The following is an 18,659-nucleotide window of genomic DNA, read 5'->3' as shown; positions in this document are numbered from 1 at the left end:
AAAGGATCGCGGCGGCTCAGACCTGTCCTCCAGACCTATCGCGCGACACCGCTGAGCCTCTCGACGTTCATGAAGTTCATGGGTCGTGCGTGCCTCGTGGGGCGCGGCGTTGTCGGTCATGCCGGACCACGGGGGCGGGGGGTGATCCGGCTACCGGAACAGTCACGTTCGGGGGCGGGCGCGAACGAATCCCTTCGCGCCGGGGGGCGATCTCGGATCGCGACCGCTCCGACCTATCGCGCGGTGCCCCTGAGTGTCTCGGCGTTCACGACGTTCATGGGTCGTGCGTGCCTCGTGGGGCGCGACACTACCGGTCGTGCCGGACCACGGGGCGGGGGTGATCTGGCCACCGGAACAGTCACCACCTGGGGGCGGGAGCGAAAGAATCCCTTCGCGCGGGCGGGGTTCGATCTCGGATCGCGGCCGCTCCGACCTATCGCGCGGAACCCCTGAGCGTCTCGGCATTGATGAGGTTCATGGGTTGTGCGTGCCCAGGGGGGCGCGGCACTACCGGTAGTGCCGGACTCCGGAGGGGGGCGGGGCGATCCGGCCGCCGGAACAATCGCCATCCGGGGCGGGTACGACAGGCTCCCTTCGCGCGAAGGCTCGGCAAAGGATCGCGGCGGCTCAGACCGTCAGGATCGTCTTGATGGCGCGGCGTTCGTCCATGGCCTTATAACCCTCGGCCACCTCGGCGATCGGCAGGGACAGGTCGAAAACCCGGCCGGGGTGGATCTTGCCCAGCAGCACCCGGTCCATCAGGTCGGGCAGAAACCGCCGGACCGGGGCCGGGCCGCCCAGCATGCGCTGCTGGCGAAAGAACATCTGCCGCCCCTCAAGCGCGACCCCGTGGGGCACGCCGACATAGCCGATGGTGCCGCCGGGGCGGCATACGCCCATCGCCTGCTGCATGGATTCCGCCAGACCGACGCATTCCAGCACCGATTCCGCCCCCACACCATCGGTCATGTCCATGATCCGGGCGATCCCGTCCTCGCCCCGCTCGGCCACGATGTCGGTTGCGCCGAATTCCTGTGCGAGCCGCTGGCGCGGTTCATGCCGGCTCATCGCGATGATGCGGCCCGCTCCCATCTGGCTGGCGGCCAGAATGCCCATCAGCCCGACCGCGCCGTCGCCGACCACGACGACCGTGCCGCCCGCGCGCACCTGTGCGGCTGCCGCCCCGTACCAGCCGGTCCCCAGCACGTCCGACACCGCCAGCATATGCGGGATCATCGCGGGATCGGGCATATGTTCGGTCGCGACCAGCGTGCCATCGGCCAAGGCCACCCTGGCAAAGGGGGCCTGAGCACCCGACATGAATTCGCCCTGCATGCACGACGACTGAAAACCGAACCGGCAATGCGGGCAGGTGTTGTCCGAAAGGCAAAAGCTGCCGACCACGAACTGGCCCGGCCGGACCGTGCGGACGTCGCTGCCGACCTCGATCACAGTTCCGCAATATTCGTGGCCCATATGCAGGGGGCGATCCTGCGGTTGCAATCCGCGATAGGGCCACAGGTCAGATCCGCAGATGCAGGTCGCCGAAAGCTGGATGATCGCGTCGGTGGGCAGCAGGATTTTCGGATCTTCGACCTGTTCATAGCGGATGTCACGAGGGCCGTGCAGGACGGTTGCATACATGGGAACGCTCCTTCGGGGTCAGTGATCAACGGAACGGACGCCGGAAATACGGCGGGGATCAAATGGGGGGACCAACGGCGGCGTATTGGGGGGCTTGCGAACCATCGGCCGGGGTCGGAATGCCGCCATAGTGATTGATCCGAGCGAAGAACACCAGATCGCCCCGGGCGCCCGACCCCGCGCCGCACCCCCGCCTGACCGCCGTTCAGGCGTCGGGCTTTGGGCCCGTTTCGTCATGGGCCGCCTTGTCATGGCTGCGCATGACCTGTGCGGTATCGATCCCGGCAAGGATCAGGGTCAGCAGCACGATCGCGCCCAGATCCAGCCGCGGCACATGCCAGACCAGAACAGCCAGAAAGCAGACCAGGATGAGATAGGCCAGAATGGCCATGATCTTGTCGCTCATGCGGTTTCCCTTTCCGTTGTCTCGGGTGTCCGGGCCATGTGGTTGCTCAGCCAATGCGCCACCCGCAAAAGCCGCGCATCCTCGCCCCGCCGCCCGACCAGTTGCACGCCAAGCGGCAGGCCGGTTTCATCCGCCATCAGCGGCAATGTGATCGCCGGCGTGCCGCAAAGCGTCCAGATACCGTTCATCGCCGACGACCCGGTATGGTTTTCCGAGATCGGCGGGGCGGGGCCGGGGGCGGCGGCGCAGAGGATCGCGTCGCAGCGGCTCAGCAGCTCATCGACGGCGGCGTTCAGCACCGGGCGCCAGTCGAGCGCGGCGATATAGTCCCGCGCCCGGATCTGGTTGCCGGCGTCGATGGCCTCGCGGATCTCGTCAGACAGAAACGCGCGGCCCCGGCGTTCATAGGGGAACAGGCATTTCGCCATCTCGGCCTGATTGATCTGCATGCGGATCGCGGCCGCACCGGCAAAACCGGGCGGCAGATCGACCGGATGGGCGCTGTCGCCCAACGCGGCCGCCAGCTCATCCAGTGCCGCTGTCATCACCGGCTCTGCCCCGGGCAGGCGCAAGACCGCCAGAAGCGGCGGCAGGGGTGGCGCCTCGGCCGCGGCCTTGGACAGGCGCGGGACCGGGCCGGGGGCCGAGGCGGCGTCCTGCGGATCATGTCCGGCGAGCACCTCGGCCAACAGCGCCGCATCCTCGACCGAGCGGGCGAAAACCCCCACGGTGTCCAGAAACGGCGATTGCGCCAGAACGCCGGTGCGCCCGATCAGCCCATAGGTCGGCTTGAACCCGACCGTGCCGCAATAGGACGCAGGTCGGATCACCGAGCCGCCGGTCTGGGTGCCGACCGCCAACGGCACCTGACCCGAGGCCACCGCCACCGCCGAACCCGAGGAAGAACCGCCGGGGCTGTGGCCGGGATCATGCGGATTGCGGCTGGCCGAGGGCTGCATGAACGCGAATTCGGTGGTCACGGTCTTGCCGATGATCACCGCGCCGGCGGCGCGCAGCCGGGCGACCAGTTGCGCGTCCTTGTCCGGCACCCGGCCCTTGGTGATCGGGCTGCCGTATTCGGTCGGCATGCGGGCGGTGTCGATGATGTCCTTGATCCCCACCGGCACGCCGTGCAGCGGACCGATTGAGGCACCCTTCTTGCGCCACGCGTCCAGCGCGCGGGCCTGCGCCAGCGCATATTCGGGGTCAAGATAGGCCCAGGCGTGCAACTGCGGCTCGGTCTGGGCGATGCGTTTCAGACAGGCAGCCGTCACCGCCTCGGCCGAGAGCGCGCCGCTTGCCAACAGGTCGCGCAGTTGCACTGCGCCGAGGGTCAAAGGATCAAGAGCCATAGATCATATTCGGTAGGACATAGACGATGTCGGGCCAGATATACAGGATCGCCATCGCGATGAAGACCATGAACAGAAACGGCATGACGCCGGTGAATATGTCGGTCAGCTTGACGCTGGGCGGAGCGATGCCCTTGAGGTAATAGGCCGACATCGCCATCGGTGGCGTCAGGAACGAGGTTTGCAGGTTCAGCGCCACGAGGATGCCGAAGAACAGCGGGTCGATCCCGAACATCGGCAGAAGCGGCAGGAAGATCGGCACGAAGATGATGATGATCTCGGACCATTCCAGCGGCCAGCCCAGAAGGAAGATGATCAATTGCGCCAGCAGCAGGAATTGCAGCGGCGTCAGATCAAGGCCGCGGACGAACTCGGAGATGACCTGCTCGCCCCCCAGATACGAGAATACCGACGAAAAGGTATAGGATCCGACGAACAGCCAGCAGACCATCGCCGTGGTGCGCACCGTCAGATAGACCGATTCCCGCAGCCGCTGAAAGGTCATCGCCCGATAGACGACGGCCAGAACCATGCCGCCAAGCGCGCCGATCGCGGCCGCCTCGGTCGGGGTGGCCAGTCCGAACAGGATCGAGCCCAGCACCGCGAGAATCAGGAAAGCCAGCGGAAAGAACGAGGTGATCAGCATCCAGAGCAGCTTCGTTCCGGGAACCGAGGGCACTTCTTCCTCGCTGGGGCGGGGCGCGACCGAGGGCTGAAGGATGGACCGGCCGATGACGTAAAGCAGGTACAGCCCCACCAGCACCAGACCGGGCAGCATGGCGCCGGCATAAAGCCGCACGATGGACACGCCCGACGCCGCCGCATAGACGATCAGCATGATCGAGGGCGGGATCAGGATGCCCAGCGTGCCGCCCGCGCAGATGATGCCGCTTGCAAAGCGCGGGTCGTAACGCGCCTTCAGCATCGCCGGCAGCGCCAGCAACCCCATCAGCGTCACCACCGCGCCGACGATGCCGGTGGCGGTGGCGAACAGCGCGCAGGTGATCAGCGCCGCGACGCCCATCGACCCCGGCATCCGGCGCGAGGCGACCGCCAGCGTCGAGAACAGCCGGTCGACGATATTCGCCCGCTCGACCACATAGCCCATGAACAGGAACAGCGGCACCGCCGTCAGCACCTCGTTCGACATGACCGTATAGGTCTGGTTTATGAACAGATCGAAGATCCGGTTGTTATAAAACCCCTCCAGCCAGGTCCATTTCTGGGTCAGCCAACTGGTATCTTCGGGCAGGCGATCAAACGCCCGCCACATCCGGCCGGCATCGAAATAGGCGTAATAGCCAAAGCCGATGCCAAGCGCCATCAGGGTGAAGGCGATCGGAAATCCAAGAAAAACCAGAAGGATAAAGATGCCAAGCATCGTCAGGGCAACCTGCGGGTCGGTCACGTCCAGATCTCCGGCTTGTTGGGGGCTTGTGTCGGGGCTTCAGTCGGGGCCGCTGTCGCGGTCCCGGGCGGGGCCTGTCGCGGCGCTGTCGTCATCGCGTCAATCCACATGCACGCCGGCCTTTTCCGCCTGCTCGCGCAGCAGAAGCTGCTCGGTTTCCTCGACATCCTCCTCGGCGTCGATCCATACGCCGTCGCGCATGGCGATGATGCTGCGGAAAAGCTGGGCGATGCCCTGAATGAACAGCAGCACACCGGCCGCGACCAGCACGGTTTTGAACTGATAGATCGGGATGCCGGCGGGGCTGTTCACGCTGACCTCGGCATATTGCCAAGAGCGTCCGGCGTATTTCCAGCCCGACAGGATCAGCGCGGTCACGCCGGGAAAGAAGAACAGCAGATACAGGACGAAATCGACCGCCCCCTGCACCCGGACCGGCCACAGCCGATAGATGAAATCGCCGCGCACATGGCCGCCGCGCGACAGCGTATAGGCGCCGCCCATCATGAACAGCGTGCCATACATGATGAAGGATACATCAAGCGACCACGAGGTCGGGCTGTGCAGCACATAGCGCACGAACACCTCATAGCTGACGCCGACGGTCATCAGCATGATCAGCCAGCCGAAGGTCTTGCCGAACCACGCCGACAGGCTGTCCGCAAAGCGAATGTAAGATAGCATCGGGCTCTCCGCGATGAAGATCACCCCCGCCGGATCCACCCGGCGGGGGTCTTCGTTTCGCTATTGCTTGGCCGCCAGTTCACCCGGGAAGAAGTGATTGTAAGCCAGCGTGTAATCGGGCTTGTTCATCAATTCGTAATAGGTGGTCCGCTTGACCCAGTCGCGCTGGCTGTCCAGCACCTTCTTGATGAAGGCGTCGCCTTCCAGCGTGGTGATCATCGCGCTCCATGCGTCAAGCTGGGCGGTCAGGATGTCGTCGGGGGTTTTCAGGATGTTCACCCCGTCCTCGTCCCGCAGCTTCAGCAGGTCGGCCGAATAGTTGTCCAGCGCGAAGGCGGTGTTATAGGTCGATACCGCCTCGACCCCGTGTTCCAGAATGGCGCGCAGATCCGGTTCCAGATCCTCGATCACGTCGCGGTTGAACAGGAATTCGAACGCCTCGGACGCCTGATGGTACGAGCCGAGGTAATAGTTCTTGGCGACGTCCTGCGCGCCGAAGCGAAGGTCGGATGAGGGGTTGTTGAACTCGAAGGCGTCGATGACGCCGCGCTCCATCGCCGGGACGATCTCGCCGCCCGGAAGCTGGGCGACCGACATGCCCATGGATTGCAGCAGATCGGCGGCCAGACCGACGGTGCGGTATTTCATGCCCTTGATGTCGGCCACGCCGTTGATCGGGTTCTTGAACCAGCCAAAGGGCTGCGCCGGCATCGGAAAGCCCAGCAATCCGACCACGTTCAGGCCCATGTTGTCCTGCGTCAGCTCGCGATACAGATCGCGGCCGCCGCCCTGATAGAACCAGCTCAGCATGTTGGTCGGGTCGCCGCCGAACACCGGGCCGGTGCCGAACAGCGACGCGGCCTTGTTCTTACCGTACCAATAGGCGCAAACCGAATGGGCGATGTCGATGACGCCGTCGCTGACGCCGTCCATGACCTGAAACGCGCCGACGACCGCGCCGGCGGGCAGCAGGTCGATCTTGATGCGGTCGCCCGACATGGCCTGCACGCGGTCGACATATTGCTGCGCCATGGTCTGCCAGATGTCCGATGCCGGCCAACTGGTCTGCATCTTCAGAACCAGCGGGGCCTGCGCCAGAACCGCCGGTGCGGCCAGCATCGTGCTTGCCGCGGCACCACCGGCGATGACGCCACCCCGACGAAGGAATGAACGCCGTGATACCGGCGCCGACGGCTTGTGTGGATCCGTTGTCATTCTTGTTTTCTCCTCCCTGTTAGCATTCGCCCGTTTTAGCGCCCCTCCCTGGCGATGAACCGTGCGGTTTTGAATGCAAAATTCAGTCTGCCTTCTAAACCGTCGCTCTGGCAACAGTTTAGTTCAGAAGTTTCGGATTACCGCGTTCCGGCAAGGCGCACGCGTGCCGTGGGGGCGCCTTGGCGCGCCGCCCATGGGCGTTCAGGCGGGCTGTGGCGCGGTAAAGTTCCGACCGTCCTTCAGCAGCGCCATGCCGGTCTGTTCGTCCGAGATCAGGACCGTCGGCGACAGGCCGTGCAGCGCCGCCCGGATCGCGGTGATCTTTTCCTTGCCGCCCGACACGAGTATCCGGTTCGGCGTGTTGCGGATCTGCGAAAGCTCGGTCGCGATGACGCGCTTGTTGATCTCATGATCCACGACCTGCCCGTCGGCGCCGATGAAATTATACAGCACGTCGCCCACCGCGCCCGCATCGACAAGCGACTGCCGTTCCTCTTCGGTCAGATAGCCAGTGCGGTAGCTGGTCGTCAGCGAGGCGATGTCGCCGACCGAGATCAGCGCCATGTCCATCTTGTCCGCCATCTGGAAAATCGCCGCGAGCCCGCAGCGATCCAGAAGCGCCCGCCGCGTCTCGGGGCTGTCGACGACCGCCGGGGCGGGGATCAGATAGCCCTCGGCCTGAAACAATTCGGCAAAGCGCCAGGCGAATTCGGCGGGGTTATAGCGCCGTGCGGCGGCGATGCCGCCCAACAGCGATATGACCTGAAGGTTTTCGATCGCATTGGCGGTGATGAAGGGCAGGGTGGCATATAACGTCCGCCCCCAGCCGACGCCGATCGTCGTCCCCGACTTTATTTCCTGCGACAGATAGCTGCCGGCGGCGGCGGCGATGACCGGGATCGGGTTCGCCCCGGGGTCGGCGTTGGGCGCGAGGATGACCCGTCCGATGCCGAATTTCCGCTCCAGCTCCTGCTCCATCCGGGCAAGTTCGCTGAGCGTCGAGGATATGGTGATGCGCACCTCGTTCCGCCGCCGGGCGTCGGCCAGAAGGCGCACGACCATGACACGGTTGATGCCAAGCTGCTTGGCGATTTCGTTCTGGGTCAGCCCGTCACCGTAATACATCCAGACGGCACGGGCGCGCAGCCGTTCGGATTCGTTCTGGGGTGCGATGGGTTGAGTCGCGGCGGTCATAGGCTCTCCGTCACCGGCGGCCGTTGCATGGGCGCGCCGGCAGTCTGGGTCATCTGAGGCCGGCCGGCGTAGCCTGCCCGAAGTCTCACTAGGACGCTATAACAGACGCGGGAATAGGTAAATTGATCAGTTCGGGACGCCGCCAGTGACAGCCGGACCCGCGCCACGTCCGAGGATGAGGCGACGCAGAAAGGCACGTGCAGTTCGCGCAGCACATCCGCGATGCCGGGCATCGGCTGGGCCTTGGCGCGGATCAGGTCAAGGATTTCGGCCGAAAGCTCCGGCGCGGCCTCGGGCGGCAAAACACCGCCCTCGCGGCCGGGTAGGGTGCGCAGGGTATCGGCCCGCTTGAGGCCGAGCATGTTCTGAAACGCCGCCGGTTCGATCGTCAGGCCGTGGCGCGCATAGACGTTGCGATAGGCTTCGGCGCTGAGCATCTCGGTATTCACCAGCACCCCGTCGCAGTCAAAGATCGCGGCCGTCATTCCGGTTTCCCCCGTTTCGTGCCCCGCGGCGGTCGCCGGTGTTCGGGGATGTTCATCGAAGACCCGGCGTCCGGACGTGGCACGATCATATCGGAACAGGCGATATTTGAACAGTTGTCTTTACAATGACACAAATGTGCAGTAGCTTCGCCTCAATGCTTTGGCGGAGGAGTTTTCACGATGCAGATCGCAAAGGTTGGCCTTGCGGCCGAGCTGCTGGCATATGCCGAAAAGCATGGCGAGGTCGTTGTCGGTCTGGCCGGCGCGGGGCAGATGGGCACCGATATGGTCGTGCAGATTGGTCTGATGCCGGGGGTGCGGCTGGGTGCGCTGTCCGAGGTCAACATGGACGCGGCCCGCGATGCGCTGCTGCTGGCGGGGTGGGGCAAGGACGACATCGTCAGCACCAATTCGGCCAATGACATCGACCGCGCGATCGGTAACGGCAAGGTCGTGCTGACCGAGGATTTCCGGGCGATGTGCATGTCGGGCAAAATTCAGGTGATCATCGACGCCACCGGCAACCCGAATATCGGCACGCTGATCGCGCTTGAGGCGTTCAGGAACGGCAAGCATGTCGTGATGCTGAACGTCGAGGCCGACATCACCATCGGCCGCCACCTTGCCGCCGAGGCGAAAAGCGCCGGCGTGGTCTATACCGGGGCGGCGGGCGACGAGCCTGCCTGCACGGTGGAGATCATGGGTTTCGCCCAGTCGCTCGGCTTTGAAATCGTCGCCGCCGGCAAGGGCAAGAACAATGCGCTGAAATTCGACGCGACGCCCGACCAGTACGAGGAAGAGGCCCGGCGGCGGAACATGAACGCGCGGATGCTGGTCGAATTCGTCGACGGCTCGAAAACCATGATCGAGATGGTCGCCGTCGCCAATGCCACCGGCCTTGTTCCCGATGTGCCCGGCATGCACGGCCCCGACGCCACCCGGGACGAACTGGCGCAGGTGCTGTGTACCAAGGCAGACGGCGGTATCCTGAACAAATCCGGCGTTGTCGATTATTCCATCGGCAAGGGGGTCGCGCCGGGCGTGTTCTGCATCGTCAAGCCGAAACACCCCCGGGTTCTGGAACGCATGGCGGACCTGAAGGTCGGGCCGGGGCCGTGTTTCAGCATCTTCCGCCCCTATCACCTAACCTCGCTCGAGGTGCCGCTGTCGGCGATCCGTGCCGTGATCAAGGGCCAGCCCGATATGGAGCCGGTCGATTACCCGGTCGCCGAATGCGTGGCGGTGGCCAAGCGCGACCTGAACCCGGGCGATACGCTGGGCAAGATCGGCGAATATGACTATCGCGGCTTTGCGATGACGTGGAAGGACGCGCGCGACCAGCAGGCGCTGCCGCTGGGTCTTGCCGAAAGCGCGGTGGTCAACAGGCCGGTCAAGGCGGGCGAGCGGCTGAGCTATGAAAACTGCACGCCGAACGACGATTTCGTCGTGACCAAGATCCGCCAGCGGCTGGATCAGGCGGACAGCCGCTTCGCCGACGCATGATGCGGCGCCCCGGTATCCGCTGAACACGCCCAAGGCGCGGCCGCACGGGGCGCAGGCCGCGCAGATTCCCCGTTCCCTGCAAAAGGTTCCGCTTTCATGGCCAAAACCAGCACCAGCGCAAAGAAAATTCAGGCCGCGTCGTCGGGGGATAACCGCCCCTATGCCTTTCGTACCTATGCGCCCGAGGTGCTGCGCGATGCGCTGCGTCAGATGTACCTGATCCGACGGTTCGAGGAAGGGGCCGAGGAAAGCTATACCCGGGGGCTTATTCACGGCACGATGCATCTGTCGATCGGGCAGGAGGCCAGCGCCGTCGGCACCTGTCTTGGCCTGCGCGACAGCGATCAGATCACCTCGACCCATCGCGGCCACGGCCATTGCATCGCCAAAGGGGCCGAGGTCGGGCGCATGTTCGCCGAGTTCTTCGGCAAGGAAACCGGCTATTGCAAGGGGCGCGGCGGCTCGATGCACATCGCCGACGTGGCACGGGGAAACCTTGGCGCCAACGGCATCGTCGGCGGCGGCATCCCGATCGCGGTCGGCGCCGCCCTGTCGATGAAGATGCAGAAACGCGACGATGTGGTGATCTGCTTTTTCGGTGACGGCGCCAACAACGAAGGCGCGTTCCACGAGGCGCTGAACATGGCCGCGATCTGGAAGCTGCCGGTCGTGTTCGTATGCGAGAACAACAAATACGGCATGTCGGTCTCGACCGAACGCTCGACCGCGGTGAAGCATATCGCCGATCGCGCGGCGGCCTATGCGATGCCCGGCGTCACCGTCGACGGCAACTCGCTTTCCGCCGTGACCGAGGCGGTTGACGCGGCCGTCGCGCGGGCCCGCGCGGGCGAGGGGCCTTCGTTGGTCGAGAACCTGACCTATCGTCATCGCGGCCATTCCAAAAGCGACCGCAACCGCTATCGCAGCAAGGACGAGATCGAGGAATGGGTCGCGCGCGATCCGATCGGGCGGTTCGAAGCCGAGTTGCAGGAATACGGCGTCATGGATCAGGCCCAGATCGACAGCCTGCGCGCCGAGGTCGAGACCGAGATCGCCGAGGCCATCGAATTCGCCAAGAACAGCCCGTCGCCGCGTCCCGAGGATGCGACACGCTTCGTCTATACCGCGTGAACCGGGCAGCAACGGAAAGCCATGATTATGAGCGAGACCCGCGAACTTTCCTATTCCCAGGCCATTCAGGAGGCCATCGCCACCGCGATGGAGGCCGATCCCCGCGTGTTCCTGATGGGCGAGGATGTGGGCGTCTATGGCGGTGCGTTTCAGGTCACCGGCGATCTGGTGCACCGCTTCGGCAGCGACCGGGTGATCGACACGCCGATTTCGGAACTGGGCGGCGCCGGTGTCGCGGTCGGCGCGGCGCTAACCGGAATGCGCCCGATCTTCGAGTTCCAGTTTTCCGATTTCGCGGCGCTTGCCATGGAACAGATCGTCAATCAGGCGGCGAAGCTGCGGTTCATGCTGGGGGGTGAGGTCTCGGTGCCGCTGGTCATGCGTTTTCCCAGCGGCTCGGGGACCGGCGCCGCCGCCCAGCATTCGCAAAGCCTCGAGGCGTGGCTGGGCCATGTGCCGGGTCTGAAAGTCATCCAGCCCTCGACCCCCCACGACGTCAAGGGCATGCTGCTGGCCGCCATCGAAGACCCCGATCCGGTCATGGTTTACGAACATAAGCTGCTTTACAAGATGAAGGGCGCGGTGCCGGAGGGCCATTATACCGTGCCCATCGGCAAGGCCGCCGTGCGCAGACAGGGGCGCGACGCGACCGTCGTCGCAACCTCGATCATGGTGCACAAGGCGCTGGCCGCGGCCGAGGAGCTCGCCGCCGAGGGGATCGAGCTTGAGGTCATCGACCTGCGCACGATCCGCCCGATGGACACGCCCACGATCATCGAAAGCGTCATCAGGACCGGCCGTCTGATCACCGTCTATGAAGGTGTGAAAACGCTGGGCATCGGCGCCGAGATCTCGGCCGCGATCGCGGAAAGCGAGGCGTTTGATTACCTCGATGCGCCGATCATCCGGCTGGGCGGGGCGGAATCGCCGATCCCCTACAACCCCGAGCTTGAAAAGGCCGTGGTGCCGCAGATCCCCGACATAATCCACGCCGCCCGCGCGCTGGTGAAGGGGGAAAGGTGATGGCAACCGAGGTCATCCTGCCCAAGGTCGACATGGATATGACCACCGGGCGCATCTCTCGCTGGCTGGTGAAGGACGGCGCGACGGTCGCGAAAGGTGCGGTCCTGTTCGAGATCGAGACCGACAAGGCGGCGATGGAAATCGACGCCCCGGCAGATGGGACGATCAGGATCACCGCGCCCGAAACCGGGGTCGAGATCGCGGTGGGTGAGCCGGTCGCATGGATCTTTGCCGAAGGGGAGGCGCCGGCCGAGCCGTCCCCGGCAGCCGCCGCAGCGGCGCCCCGTACGACAGGGGCGGCTGACGCCCCGGCTGAAGTGACGGCTGTGGCCGGACCGGCCGCGCCAGCACAAGCTGAACCGGCCACGCCGGCGCAAGCTGAACCGGCGGTGACCGCGCGCACCGGCACGCGCGCCACACCGCTTGCCCGCCGTCTGGCGCGCGAAAGCGGTCTGGATCTGGCGGCGGTGGCCGGCTCGGGCCCGCATGGGCGGGTTCAGCGCGCCGATATCGAGGCGGCCGTCTTGGCCGGTGCCACCTCGGCGCCGCCCGCCGCGTCGTTCCGCTGCGTCGGAAGGCCGGACGCCGCGCCGGCGCCGACAGCGCGCTTGGCCGCGGGGCTGTTGAACGCGGTCTGGCTGCGTCAGGGTGCGGGCGTGCCGGTGGTGATGATTCACGGCTTCGGGTCCGAACTGTCCGCGTGGCGGCCGTTTCTGGCCGAGGTTCCGGCGGACCGCGCGGTTCTGGCGCTGGATCTGCCCGCGCACGGGAAATCCGTCACCCGCGACGTCGCCGGTTTCGACGATCTGGTGACGCAGGCCGAGGATACGCTGACCGAAAGCGGCATCACCTCGGCGCATCTGGTCGGCCATTCGCTGGGTGGGGCGGTCGCGGCCGCGCTTGCCGGGGGGCTTCGTCTTGAGGTGCAAAGCCTGCTGTTGATTTCGCCGGCCGGGCTTGGGCCGGAAATGTCGCCATTCGTCGAGAATTTCGCCCGCGCCACCGAGGCCGCCGCGGTCGCGGGCTGGCTGCGCGAGGTGGTCCACGACCCCGCCAGTCTGTCCGACGCCTTTGTCCGAACCGTCGCCCGCACCCGCGCGGATGGCACGCAGGCCCTGGCACAGACCCGTCTTGCCTCGGCGCTTTTCGGCGGCGGCGTGCCGTCATTTTCGATCCGCCCGGCGCTGGCGCAGAACGCTTGCCCGACGCGCATCGTCTTCGGGCTTGAGGATCGGGTGTTCCCGTGGCGGCAGGTTCTGGGACTGCCCGGCTCCATTGCCTTGCACCTGTTCCAGCAGACCGGCCATATGCCGCAGGTCGAACAGCGCGAGGCGGTGGGGCGCATCCTGCGGCAGATGCTGAACTGAACGGACCGACCCTCCCCCGGTCCGTTCATCCCCCGCGCGTCCCCGGATGCGCGGGGTCTTTCATGGCTTGGCGGCGGAGCGGATCAAACAAGGGATAGGGCGGCAACGTCGCGGGCGCATCGCCGGGCGACAACGAAAAAAGCCGGACCCCCGGGGGCCCGGCATACTCGTAACGCAACCCCGGTGGTTCACAGCTCGGTCACGCAGCGTTTCGCGCGCGGGATCGCGGCGGAGCTCATCGACAGTTCGGTCACGCCGTTTTCGACGAAGAAGGGGATCAGGTCGGGCCGCGCGGCGGCCTCGCCGCAGACGCCGATCCAGATGCCGGCCTCGCGCGCGGCCTTGCATGCGGCGGCGATGGCGGCAAGCACCGCCGGGTGTTCGGTCCGGTTCAGGTTCGCGACCTTGGGGTTCAGACGGTCGGCCGCCATCACATATTGGGTCAGGTCGTTGGTTCCGATCGAGAAGAAATCGACCTGCCGCGCCAGATCGGCGGCCAGAAACACCGCGGCCGGGGTTTCGATCATCACGCCAAGCTCGAACCCGCCATGGGCGACGCCCTCGCGGTCCAACTCGGCCCGGCATTCCGCGAACAGTTGCTTGACCGCCTCGACCTCGCCGCCGTCGGCGATCATCGGCAACAGGACCTTGACGTTACCGACCACCGCCGCACGCAGCAGCGCGCGCAGTTGCGGCTTGAATATATCCCGCCGCTCCAGACACATGCGCACCCCGCGCCAGCCAAGGAAGGGGTTGTCCTCATGCTCGAAATCAACCCCGGCGATGGGCTTGTCGCCGCCGATGTCAAGCGTGCGGATCACCACCGGATAGGGCGCGAAAGCCTCGGCCAGCGTGCGATAGGTCCGGGCCTGCTCATCCTCGGTCGGCAGGGTCTTGCGTTCCATGAACAGAAATTCGGTGCGAAACAGGCCCACACCCATGGCGCCGGTCTCCAGCGCGCCCGGAATCTCGGCCAGAGTACCAAGGTTCGCGGCGACCTCGATCCGCTTGCCGGATCGGGTGACGGGTTCCACGGCGCGATAGGCTTCCAGCGCCTTGCGGTCGGCGGCCTCGCGGGCGATGGCCATGGACAGGGCGGTGCGGGTGGCGGCGTCGGGTTCGACAAAGACCTGGCCCGTGCCGCCGTTCAGCCCGATGGTCAGCGCCGATTTCAGCCGGTCTTCGGCGATCGCGGCGCCCAGCACGGCCGGAATACCATAGGCGCGCGCCATGATCGCGACATGCGAGGTCGCCGCACCCTTGCGACAGACGATGCCCGCCACATCGGCGAGTTTCGCCTTGGCCAGATCCCAGGCGGTGATCTCATCGGCCACGATGACCGCGCCGGGCGGCAATTCGGCCAGCGACACATCGCGCTCGCCCAGCAGCGACAGCACGATCTGGCGGGTCACGCTGCGCATGTCTTCGGCACGGGCACGGATATAGGGGTCCTCCATCGTCTCGAAATCGGCGGTGAGTTTCGTGCCCACGGTCATGGCGGCACTTGCCGCGTCCCGGCCATCGGCGATCGCCGCCCTGACGGCCTGATCAAAATCGGCGTCGCGGGCCAGATCAATCAGCGCGTCGATGATCCCGGCGGCATCGGCGCCGATATCGGGACGGTCCTTGTTGGCGGCGAAGCCGGCGGTCACGCTGTCGACCGCCGCGGTGAAACGCGCGGTCTCGGCGCCCATGTCGGCCACCGGCACGGGGTCGATTTTCAGCACCGGCGGAAAGAACGCGAAGGTCGGTCCCAGCGCCGTGCCCTCGCTGGCGGCGACGCCCCAGCCGTCGCGGTCGGGCGCGCCCTGTGGGGATGCGGTTTCGCCTTCGCCCTTCGCCGTGGCGGCGCTGGGGCCGGCTTTCTTCAGCGCCACATCGCCCGCGCCGGGGGTTTGCAGAAAGGTGGTCAGCGCGGAAAGCGCCTCGGCCTCGTCATCGCCGGTGGCAAGCAGCGTCGCCTCGTCGTTTTCCTTGATGCCCAGAAGCATCAGCTTCACCGCGGATTTCGCGCTTGCCGTCTGGCCGTTGCAGCTGATCTGAATGTCCGCGCCAAAGCTTTTGGCCAGCTTCACGAATTGCGTGGCCGGACGGGCATGCAGCCCGTCATGGACCCGGACGACAAAACTGCGCTCGATCATGGGCGTTACCTTTCAAGACTGGCGATGAGGTCGGGCGGTTCGCGCGGGAAAGCGGTGTGGGAAAGCGGTTTGGGGCGTCAGTTCCGGATGATGATTTCATTGCCGGCGGCGATGGCCGCGATCAGCGCATCGGTGTTCACGCTGCTGGCGCAGATCTCGCCCGGGCGCTGCGGGGTGTCGCTGTCGTTGAAGTTGATTACCACATGGCCGATGTCGCGGATCTTGTTCCATGCCAGATCGCCGATGCCGGTCAGCACCGCCGAGACATCGCCCACAAGGATCTCGGCCCCCGGCACCGGGGCATCGGGGTCCACGTCCTCGGCCAGTCGGTGCAGCACGGAAACCTCGGCCAGTTCATCGGGGACACCTTCGGCGAACAGGATCAGAACACCGCCCTCGACCAGATCGGCCACATCTGGGCCGACGGTGGTGATGGTGGTGCGCAGATAGGTTTTCATGGTGAACTCTCGCTTTTCTGGGTTTCGGCGGGCAGGCGGAGGGCGGGCGATGCGCCGCCTCCGCCTGCCGGGTCATCACAACGCGAAGCTGGCAAGCCAGGCGATCAGGACCGAGATCGGCCCGGTGATCTGGCGGCTCAGCAGCACCGCCGGGACGCCGATTTCGATGGTTTTCGGCTTTGCCTCGCCAAGCGCGAGACCCACCGGCACGAAGTCGCATCCGACCTGGCTGTCATAGGCGAACAGCGCCGGAAGCGCCATCGCGGGCGCGATCGTGCCATTGGCGATCTGCGGGCCGATGATCGCCATGCCGATGACCTGCGCGATGACCGCGCCCGGCCCGAGAATGGGCGACAGGAACGGCAGCGAGCAGATCGCCGACAGGATCACCAGACCGACGATGTTATTGGCCAAGGGGCCCATCGGGGCGGCCAGCAGATCGCCGATCCCGGTGTAAAGGATGAAACCGATCAGCATGGTCACGAAGGCCATGAAGGGCAGCACGTTGCGGATCACCTGATCAATCGTGCGGCGGCCGGCGTTGAAGAAGATGTTGACCACCTTGCCCATCGCCCGCCCGATCGAGGTGATCATGTTGATCAGCCCGTTATCCGCCGTGCCCCCGTCGTCGAACCCGGCCGCAACCGATCCGGCGCCCGCGCCGCCACCGCTGCCACCACTTCCGACACCGCCAGCCGAGGCTGTCGCGGCCGTCGCAACCGGCATCGCGCCGCCCTCGGCAAGGGTGATGTTTTCCGGCTTCACGTCCGAGACATAGATATCCTCGGTGATGAACTGCGCCAGCGGGCCGGATTGACCGACCGGGGTCAGGTTGACGGTCGGAATGCGCTTGCGCGGATAGACCCCGCAGCGCGCGGTGCCGCCGCAGTCGATCACCACCGCCGCGATCTCGCCTTCCGGCGGCGGTGAGCGGAAGCCGTCCACCGCCGTCCCGCCGGTCATCTCGGCAAGGCGCTGCGCGAGCGGCGGAATGCCGCCCCCGGTCACCGCGACGATCTTGTCGCGCTGCGGGGTCAGCTGGATCACCAGCGGGCCACCCCAGCCGTTCGGGCCATGTTCGATCCGGACTGCTTTGAATTCGTCACTCATCGAATGATCTCCCCCACCCGGCGATTACAGTTCGATCTTCTGGCGCGAGGCCATCAGACGGGTGATGTATTCGGTGACGATGCCGCGCAGCAGGATGACGATGACGCCGACGCCAAAGTAGAACATCGCCAGCCGCACGTGATAGCCCGAGGACACCGTGCCCACCGCCTCAAGCTGCTGGATGGCGACCAGAACGCCGCCCCAGACGAAATATTCGCCGGGGTTGGCGTGCGGGAACAGGCCAAGGATCGGGTGGCAGAAGGAAACGGCGGAATCGTAGAACGCCGGCTTGTGCTTTTCCTCAAGGAACGTGCCGAAGGTGTAGGCCATCGGGTTGGTCAGGAAGAACATCGCCAGAACCGGCAGGATGGTATACCGGGTCAGTGCGATCCGGCCGGCGAAGCGCGCGAAGCCATGGACCCGCTGTTCGCCGACCATCTCGGTCAGGGCATAGAAGGCGGTCATCAGCACGATCAGCGTGGGGATGATGCCGGTCACGAAGCCGGCGAAGGTCTCGCCGCCTTTCTGGAACACGCCGATGAAATGCTTGCCGATGCTGGTCAGCCACGAAAACTGTTCCTCTTGCGCGAGCCCCTGCACCTGATCGGCATAGCTGGGGCCGCCACCGGCATCCGTGGCAGTGGTGGCCGCCTGCGCATAGCGCAAAAGCTCGGCCCCCGCGCCATGGCCGCCGGTGGTGGTGGCGGTGGTGGCGGCGTGCTGGGCGCCCAGATTAAGCTGGTCCGCATAGGATCCGACCCAGGCCAGATAATGCGGCGCCATTTCCGTCGTCTGGATGGCGATATCTGAAATTGACACTTTGTCCCCCCTCCCTGGAAGGTGATGTTAACGTATGATCATGCGTCCGCTGACCGGTCAGGCCGGCTGCGGCTCCATCTCTACGGACTGACTACGTTTTGCTTTCTCAAGCTGTTCGACGGCCTTCGTCAGTGCGCCGACGCGGCCGTTCTGGTTTTCGCTGGTCCCGAGCGTGGCCTTCAGACGCGCCAGGCTTTGGCCTTCGTATTCGGGCAGGGGCAGGAATTTCGCGAAAACGCTGCGCCCCTCCATCACCATGACCTTGCGGACGATGGACTGCGGGTCGGTCACCACGATGGCGATGACGCCCTTGCCGAACCTGCCGCGAGAGTTGCCCGCACCCATGTGCCCGTCGGACCATTTTTCGGTGATGGCGGCCATCACGCTGCGGAAGTGACGCATCTGCATCCATGTCCCGACGCTTTGAAGCAGCCAGACCACGCCCAGGGCCAAAAGTGCGATTTTCCAGAGTTCCATCCCGTCAGCCTCCCTCCGACAGAAATTGGCAGAAGTGCAGGCACTTCCGCTCATCGTGTTGTGAGTGTACATTTGTAATTTTATATGTCAATATGTTCTGATATATGGGGGCGCGTGGTTTCCGCGCGGGTCGTTGTCACCTCTCTCTCGTTTCGCGCCGCGCGTTCCGTGGCACGGCCATTGACAGCAACATGCACCAATGCGGCGATCCCGGGCAGGGATTTATGCGCCGGGTTGTGTTT

17 protein-coding genes are annotated in these 18,659 nt (G+C 65.4%); 4 read left to right on the top strand and 13 right to left on the bottom strand.

Going from position 1 to position 18,659, the window contains the following annotated elements:
- Nucleotides 1–627 precede the first annotated feature (627 nt).
- The 8 genes from ACFSCT_RS05800 to ACFSCT_RS05765 all read right to left on the bottom strand — a co-directional run bounded on the left by ACFSCT_RS05800 (nt 628) and on the right by ACFSCT_RS05765 (nt 8,388).
- On the bottom strand, nt 628–1,644 hold the full coding sequence (locus ACFSCT_RS05800) for a zinc-dependent alcohol dehydrogenase family protein (RefSeq protein WP_379140900.1): 1,017 nt from the start codon (nt 1,642–1,644) through the stop codon (nt 628–630).
- A gap of 205 nt (nt 1,645–1,849) precedes the next feature.
- A complete protein-coding gene (locus ACFSCT_RS05795; protein WP_379140898.1) occupies nt 1,850–2,050 on the bottom strand; it encodes a hypothetical protein in 201 nt (66 codons plus the stop codon).
- Nucleotides 2,047–3,402 (bottom strand): amidase, encoded by a 1,356-nt coding sequence (locus ACFSCT_RS05790; protein WP_379140896.1) that lies wholly within the window; start codon nt 3,400–3,402, stop codon nt 2,047–2,049. The genes ACFSCT_RS05795 and ACFSCT_RS05790 overlap by 4 nt, the downstream gene beginning before the upstream one ends.
- Complete coding sequence (locus tag ACFSCT_RS05785) at nt 3,392–4,810, bottom strand: TRAP transporter large permease (RefSeq protein ID WP_379140893.1); 1,419 nt, start codon at nt 4,808–4,810, stop codon at nt 3,392–3,394. The genes ACFSCT_RS05790 and ACFSCT_RS05785 overlap by 11 nt, the downstream gene beginning before the upstream one ends.
- A 99-nt stretch (nt 4,811–4,909) precedes the next feature.
- Nucleotides 4,910–5,494 (bottom strand): TRAP transporter small permease subunit, encoded by a 585-nt coding sequence (locus tag ACFSCT_RS05780; protein WP_379140890.1) that lies wholly within the window; start codon nt 5,492–5,494, stop codon nt 4,910–4,912.
- A 60-nt stretch (nt 5,495–5,554) separates the two neighbouring features.
- Nucleotides 5,555–6,709, bottom strand: coding sequence for a TRAP transporter substrate-binding protein (locus ACFSCT_RS05775; RefSeq protein WP_379140889.1), 1,155 nt, complete (start codon nt 6,707–6,709; stop codon nt 5,555–5,557).
- A gap of 201 nt (nt 6,710–6,910) precedes the next feature.
- The gene (locus ACFSCT_RS05770; protein ID WP_379140887.1) at nt 6,911–7,903 is read right to left on the bottom strand and encodes a sugar-binding transcriptional regulator; all 993 of its coding nucleotides are present in this window, start codon (nt 7,901–7,903) and stop codon (nt 6,911–6,913) included.
- Nucleotides 7,900–8,388, bottom strand: coding sequence for an HAD family hydrolase (locus ACFSCT_RS05765; RefSeq protein WP_379140885.1), 489 nt, complete (start codon nt 8,386–8,388; stop codon nt 7,900–7,902). Before ACFSCT_RS05765 ends, ACFSCT_RS05770 begins: the two co-directional genes overlap by 4 nt.
- A 180-nt stretch (nt 8,389–8,568) precedes the next feature.
- On the opposite strand from ACFSCT_RS05765, the gene ACFSCT_RS05760 reads away from it, so the two are divergent.
- The 4 genes from ACFSCT_RS05760 to ACFSCT_RS05745 all read left to right on the top strand — a co-directional run bounded on the left by ACFSCT_RS05760 (nt 8,569) and on the right by ACFSCT_RS05745 (nt 13,412).
- A complete protein-coding gene (locus ACFSCT_RS05760; protein ID WP_379140884.1) occupies nt 8,569–9,891 on the top strand; it encodes an NAD(P)H-dependent oxidoreductase in 1,323 nt (440 codons plus the stop codon).
- A gap of 96 nt (nt 9,892–9,987) precedes the next feature.
- A complete protein-coding gene (locus ACFSCT_RS05755) occupies nt 9,988–11,022 on the top strand; it encodes a thiamine pyrophosphate-dependent dehydrogenase E1 component subunit alpha (RefSeq protein ID WP_379140882.1) in 1,035 nt (344 codons plus the stop codon).
- A 27-nt stretch (nt 11,023–11,049) separates the two neighbouring features.
- Nucleotides 11,050–12,045, top strand: a complete 996-nt coding sequence (locus tag ACFSCT_RS05750) for an alpha-ketoacid dehydrogenase subunit beta (RefSeq protein WP_379140881.1) — start codon at nt 11,050–11,052, stop codon at nt 12,043–12,045.
- A complete protein-coding gene (locus ACFSCT_RS05745) occupies nt 12,045–13,412 on the top strand; it encodes an acetoin dehydrogenase dihydrolipoyllysine-residue acetyltransferase subunit (RefSeq protein ID WP_379140879.1) in 1,368 nt (455 codons plus the stop codon). Before ACFSCT_RS05750 ends, ACFSCT_RS05745 begins: the two co-directional genes overlap by 1 nt.
- A gap of 188 nt (nt 13,413–13,600) precedes the next feature.
- Here ACFSCT_RS05745 and ptsP read toward each other — a convergent pair whose 3' ends face one another.
- The 5 genes from ptsP to ACFSCT_RS05720 all read right to left on the bottom strand — a co-directional run bounded on the left by ptsP (nt 13,601) and on the right by ACFSCT_RS05720 (nt 18,417).
- Entirely contained in the window at nt 13,601–15,553 is a 1,953-nt protein-coding gene (gene ptsP / locus ACFSCT_RS05740; RefSeq protein WP_379140878.1) for a phosphoenolpyruvate--protein phosphotransferase, read from the bottom strand.
- A 77-nt stretch (nt 15,554–15,630) separates the two neighbouring features.
- On the bottom strand, nt 15,631–16,011 hold the full coding sequence (locus tag ACFSCT_RS05735) for a PTS glucitol/sorbitol transporter subunit IIA (protein ID WP_379140876.1): 381 nt from the start codon (nt 16,009–16,011) through the stop codon (nt 15,631–15,633).
- A 75-nt stretch (nt 16,012–16,086) separates the two neighbouring features.
- A complete protein-coding gene (gene srlE, locus ACFSCT_RS05730; RefSeq protein ID WP_379140875.1) occupies nt 16,087–17,121 on the bottom strand; it encodes a PTS glucitol/sorbitol transporter subunit IIB in 1,035 nt (344 codons plus the stop codon).
- A gap of 24 nt (nt 17,122–17,145) precedes the next feature.
- Nucleotides 17,146–17,940 carry a PTS glucitol/sorbitol transporter subunit IIC gene (gene srlA / locus ACFSCT_RS05725; RefSeq protein WP_379140873.1) on the bottom strand — a complete coding sequence of 265 codons (795 nt, stop codon included), beginning with the start codon at nt 17,938–17,940 and terminating at the stop codon, nt 17,146–17,148.
- Nucleotides 17,941–17,997: 57 nt separating this feature from the next.
- Entirely contained in the window at nt 17,998–18,417 is a 420-nt protein-coding gene (locus ACFSCT_RS05720) for a transcriptional regulator GutM (RefSeq protein ID WP_379140870.1), read from the bottom strand.
- Between the last annotated feature and the right edge of the window lie 242 nt (nt 18,418–18,659).

The sequence above is a fragment of the Paracoccus pacificus genome (genome assembly GCF_042680785.1).
Lineage (GTDB): Bacteria > Pseudomonadota > Alphaproteobacteria > Rhodobacterales > Rhodobacteraceae > Paracoccus > Paracoccus pacificus.
Note: the sequence above shows the minus strand (reverse complement) of the source record. Positions and strands in the feature narration are given on the sequence as shown.

Coding starts and splice junctions, on each gene's coding strand:
- ACFSCT_RS05735 (WP_379140876.1), bottom strand. CDS start 16,011: ATGAAAACCTATCTGCGCACCACCATCACCACCGTCGGCCCAGATGTG.
- ACFSCT_RS05720 (WP_379140870.1), bottom strand. CDS start 18,417: ATGGAACTCTGGAAAATCGCACTTTTGGCCCTGGGCGTGGTCTGGCTG.
- srlE (WP_379140875.1), bottom strand. CDS start 17,121: ATGAGTGACGAATTCAAAGCAGTCCGGATCGAACATGGCCCGAACGGC.
- ACFSCT_RS05745 (WP_379140879.1), top strand. CDS start 12,045: ATGGCAACCGAGGTCATCCTGCCCAAGGTCGACATGGATATGACCACC.
- ACFSCT_RS05780 (WP_379140890.1), bottom strand. CDS start 5,494: ATGCTATCTTACATTCGCTTTGCGGACAGCCTGTCGGCGTGGTTCGGC.
- ACFSCT_RS05760 (WP_379140884.1), top strand. CDS start 8,569: ATGCAGATCGCAAAGGTTGGCCTTGCGGCCGAGCTGCTGGCATATGCC.
- ACFSCT_RS05765 (WP_379140885.1), bottom strand. CDS start 8,388: ATGACGGCCGCGATCTTTGACTGCGACGGGGTGCTGGTGAATACCGAG.
- ACFSCT_RS05800 (WP_379140900.1), bottom strand. CDS start 1,644: ATGTATGCAACCGTCCTGCACGGCCCTCGTGACATCCGCTATGAACAG.
- ACFSCT_RS05775 (WP_379140889.1), bottom strand. CDS start 6,709: ATGACAACGGATCCACACAAGCCGTCGGCGCCGGTATCACGGCGTTCA.
- ACFSCT_RS05790 (WP_379140896.1), bottom strand. CDS start 3,402: ATGGCTCTTGATCCTTTGACCCTCGGCGCAGTGCAACTGCGCGACCTG.
- ACFSCT_RS05770 (WP_379140887.1), bottom strand. CDS start 7,903: ATGACCGCCGCGACTCAACCCATCGCACCCCAGAACGAATCCGAACGG.
- ACFSCT_RS05750 (WP_379140881.1), top strand. CDS start 11,050: ATGAGCGAGACCCGCGAACTTTCCTATTCCCAGGCCATTCAGGAGGCC.
- ACFSCT_RS05755 (WP_379140882.1), top strand. CDS start 9,988: ATGGCCAAAACCAGCACCAGCGCAAAGAAAATTCAGGCCGCGTCGTCG.
- ACFSCT_RS05795 (WP_379140898.1), bottom strand. CDS start 2,050: ATGAGCGACAAGATCATGGCCATTCTGGCCTATCTCATCCTGGTCTGC.
- ptsP (WP_379140878.1), bottom strand. CDS start 15,553: ATGATCGAGCGCAGTTTTGTCGTCCGGGTCCATGACGGGCTGCATGCC.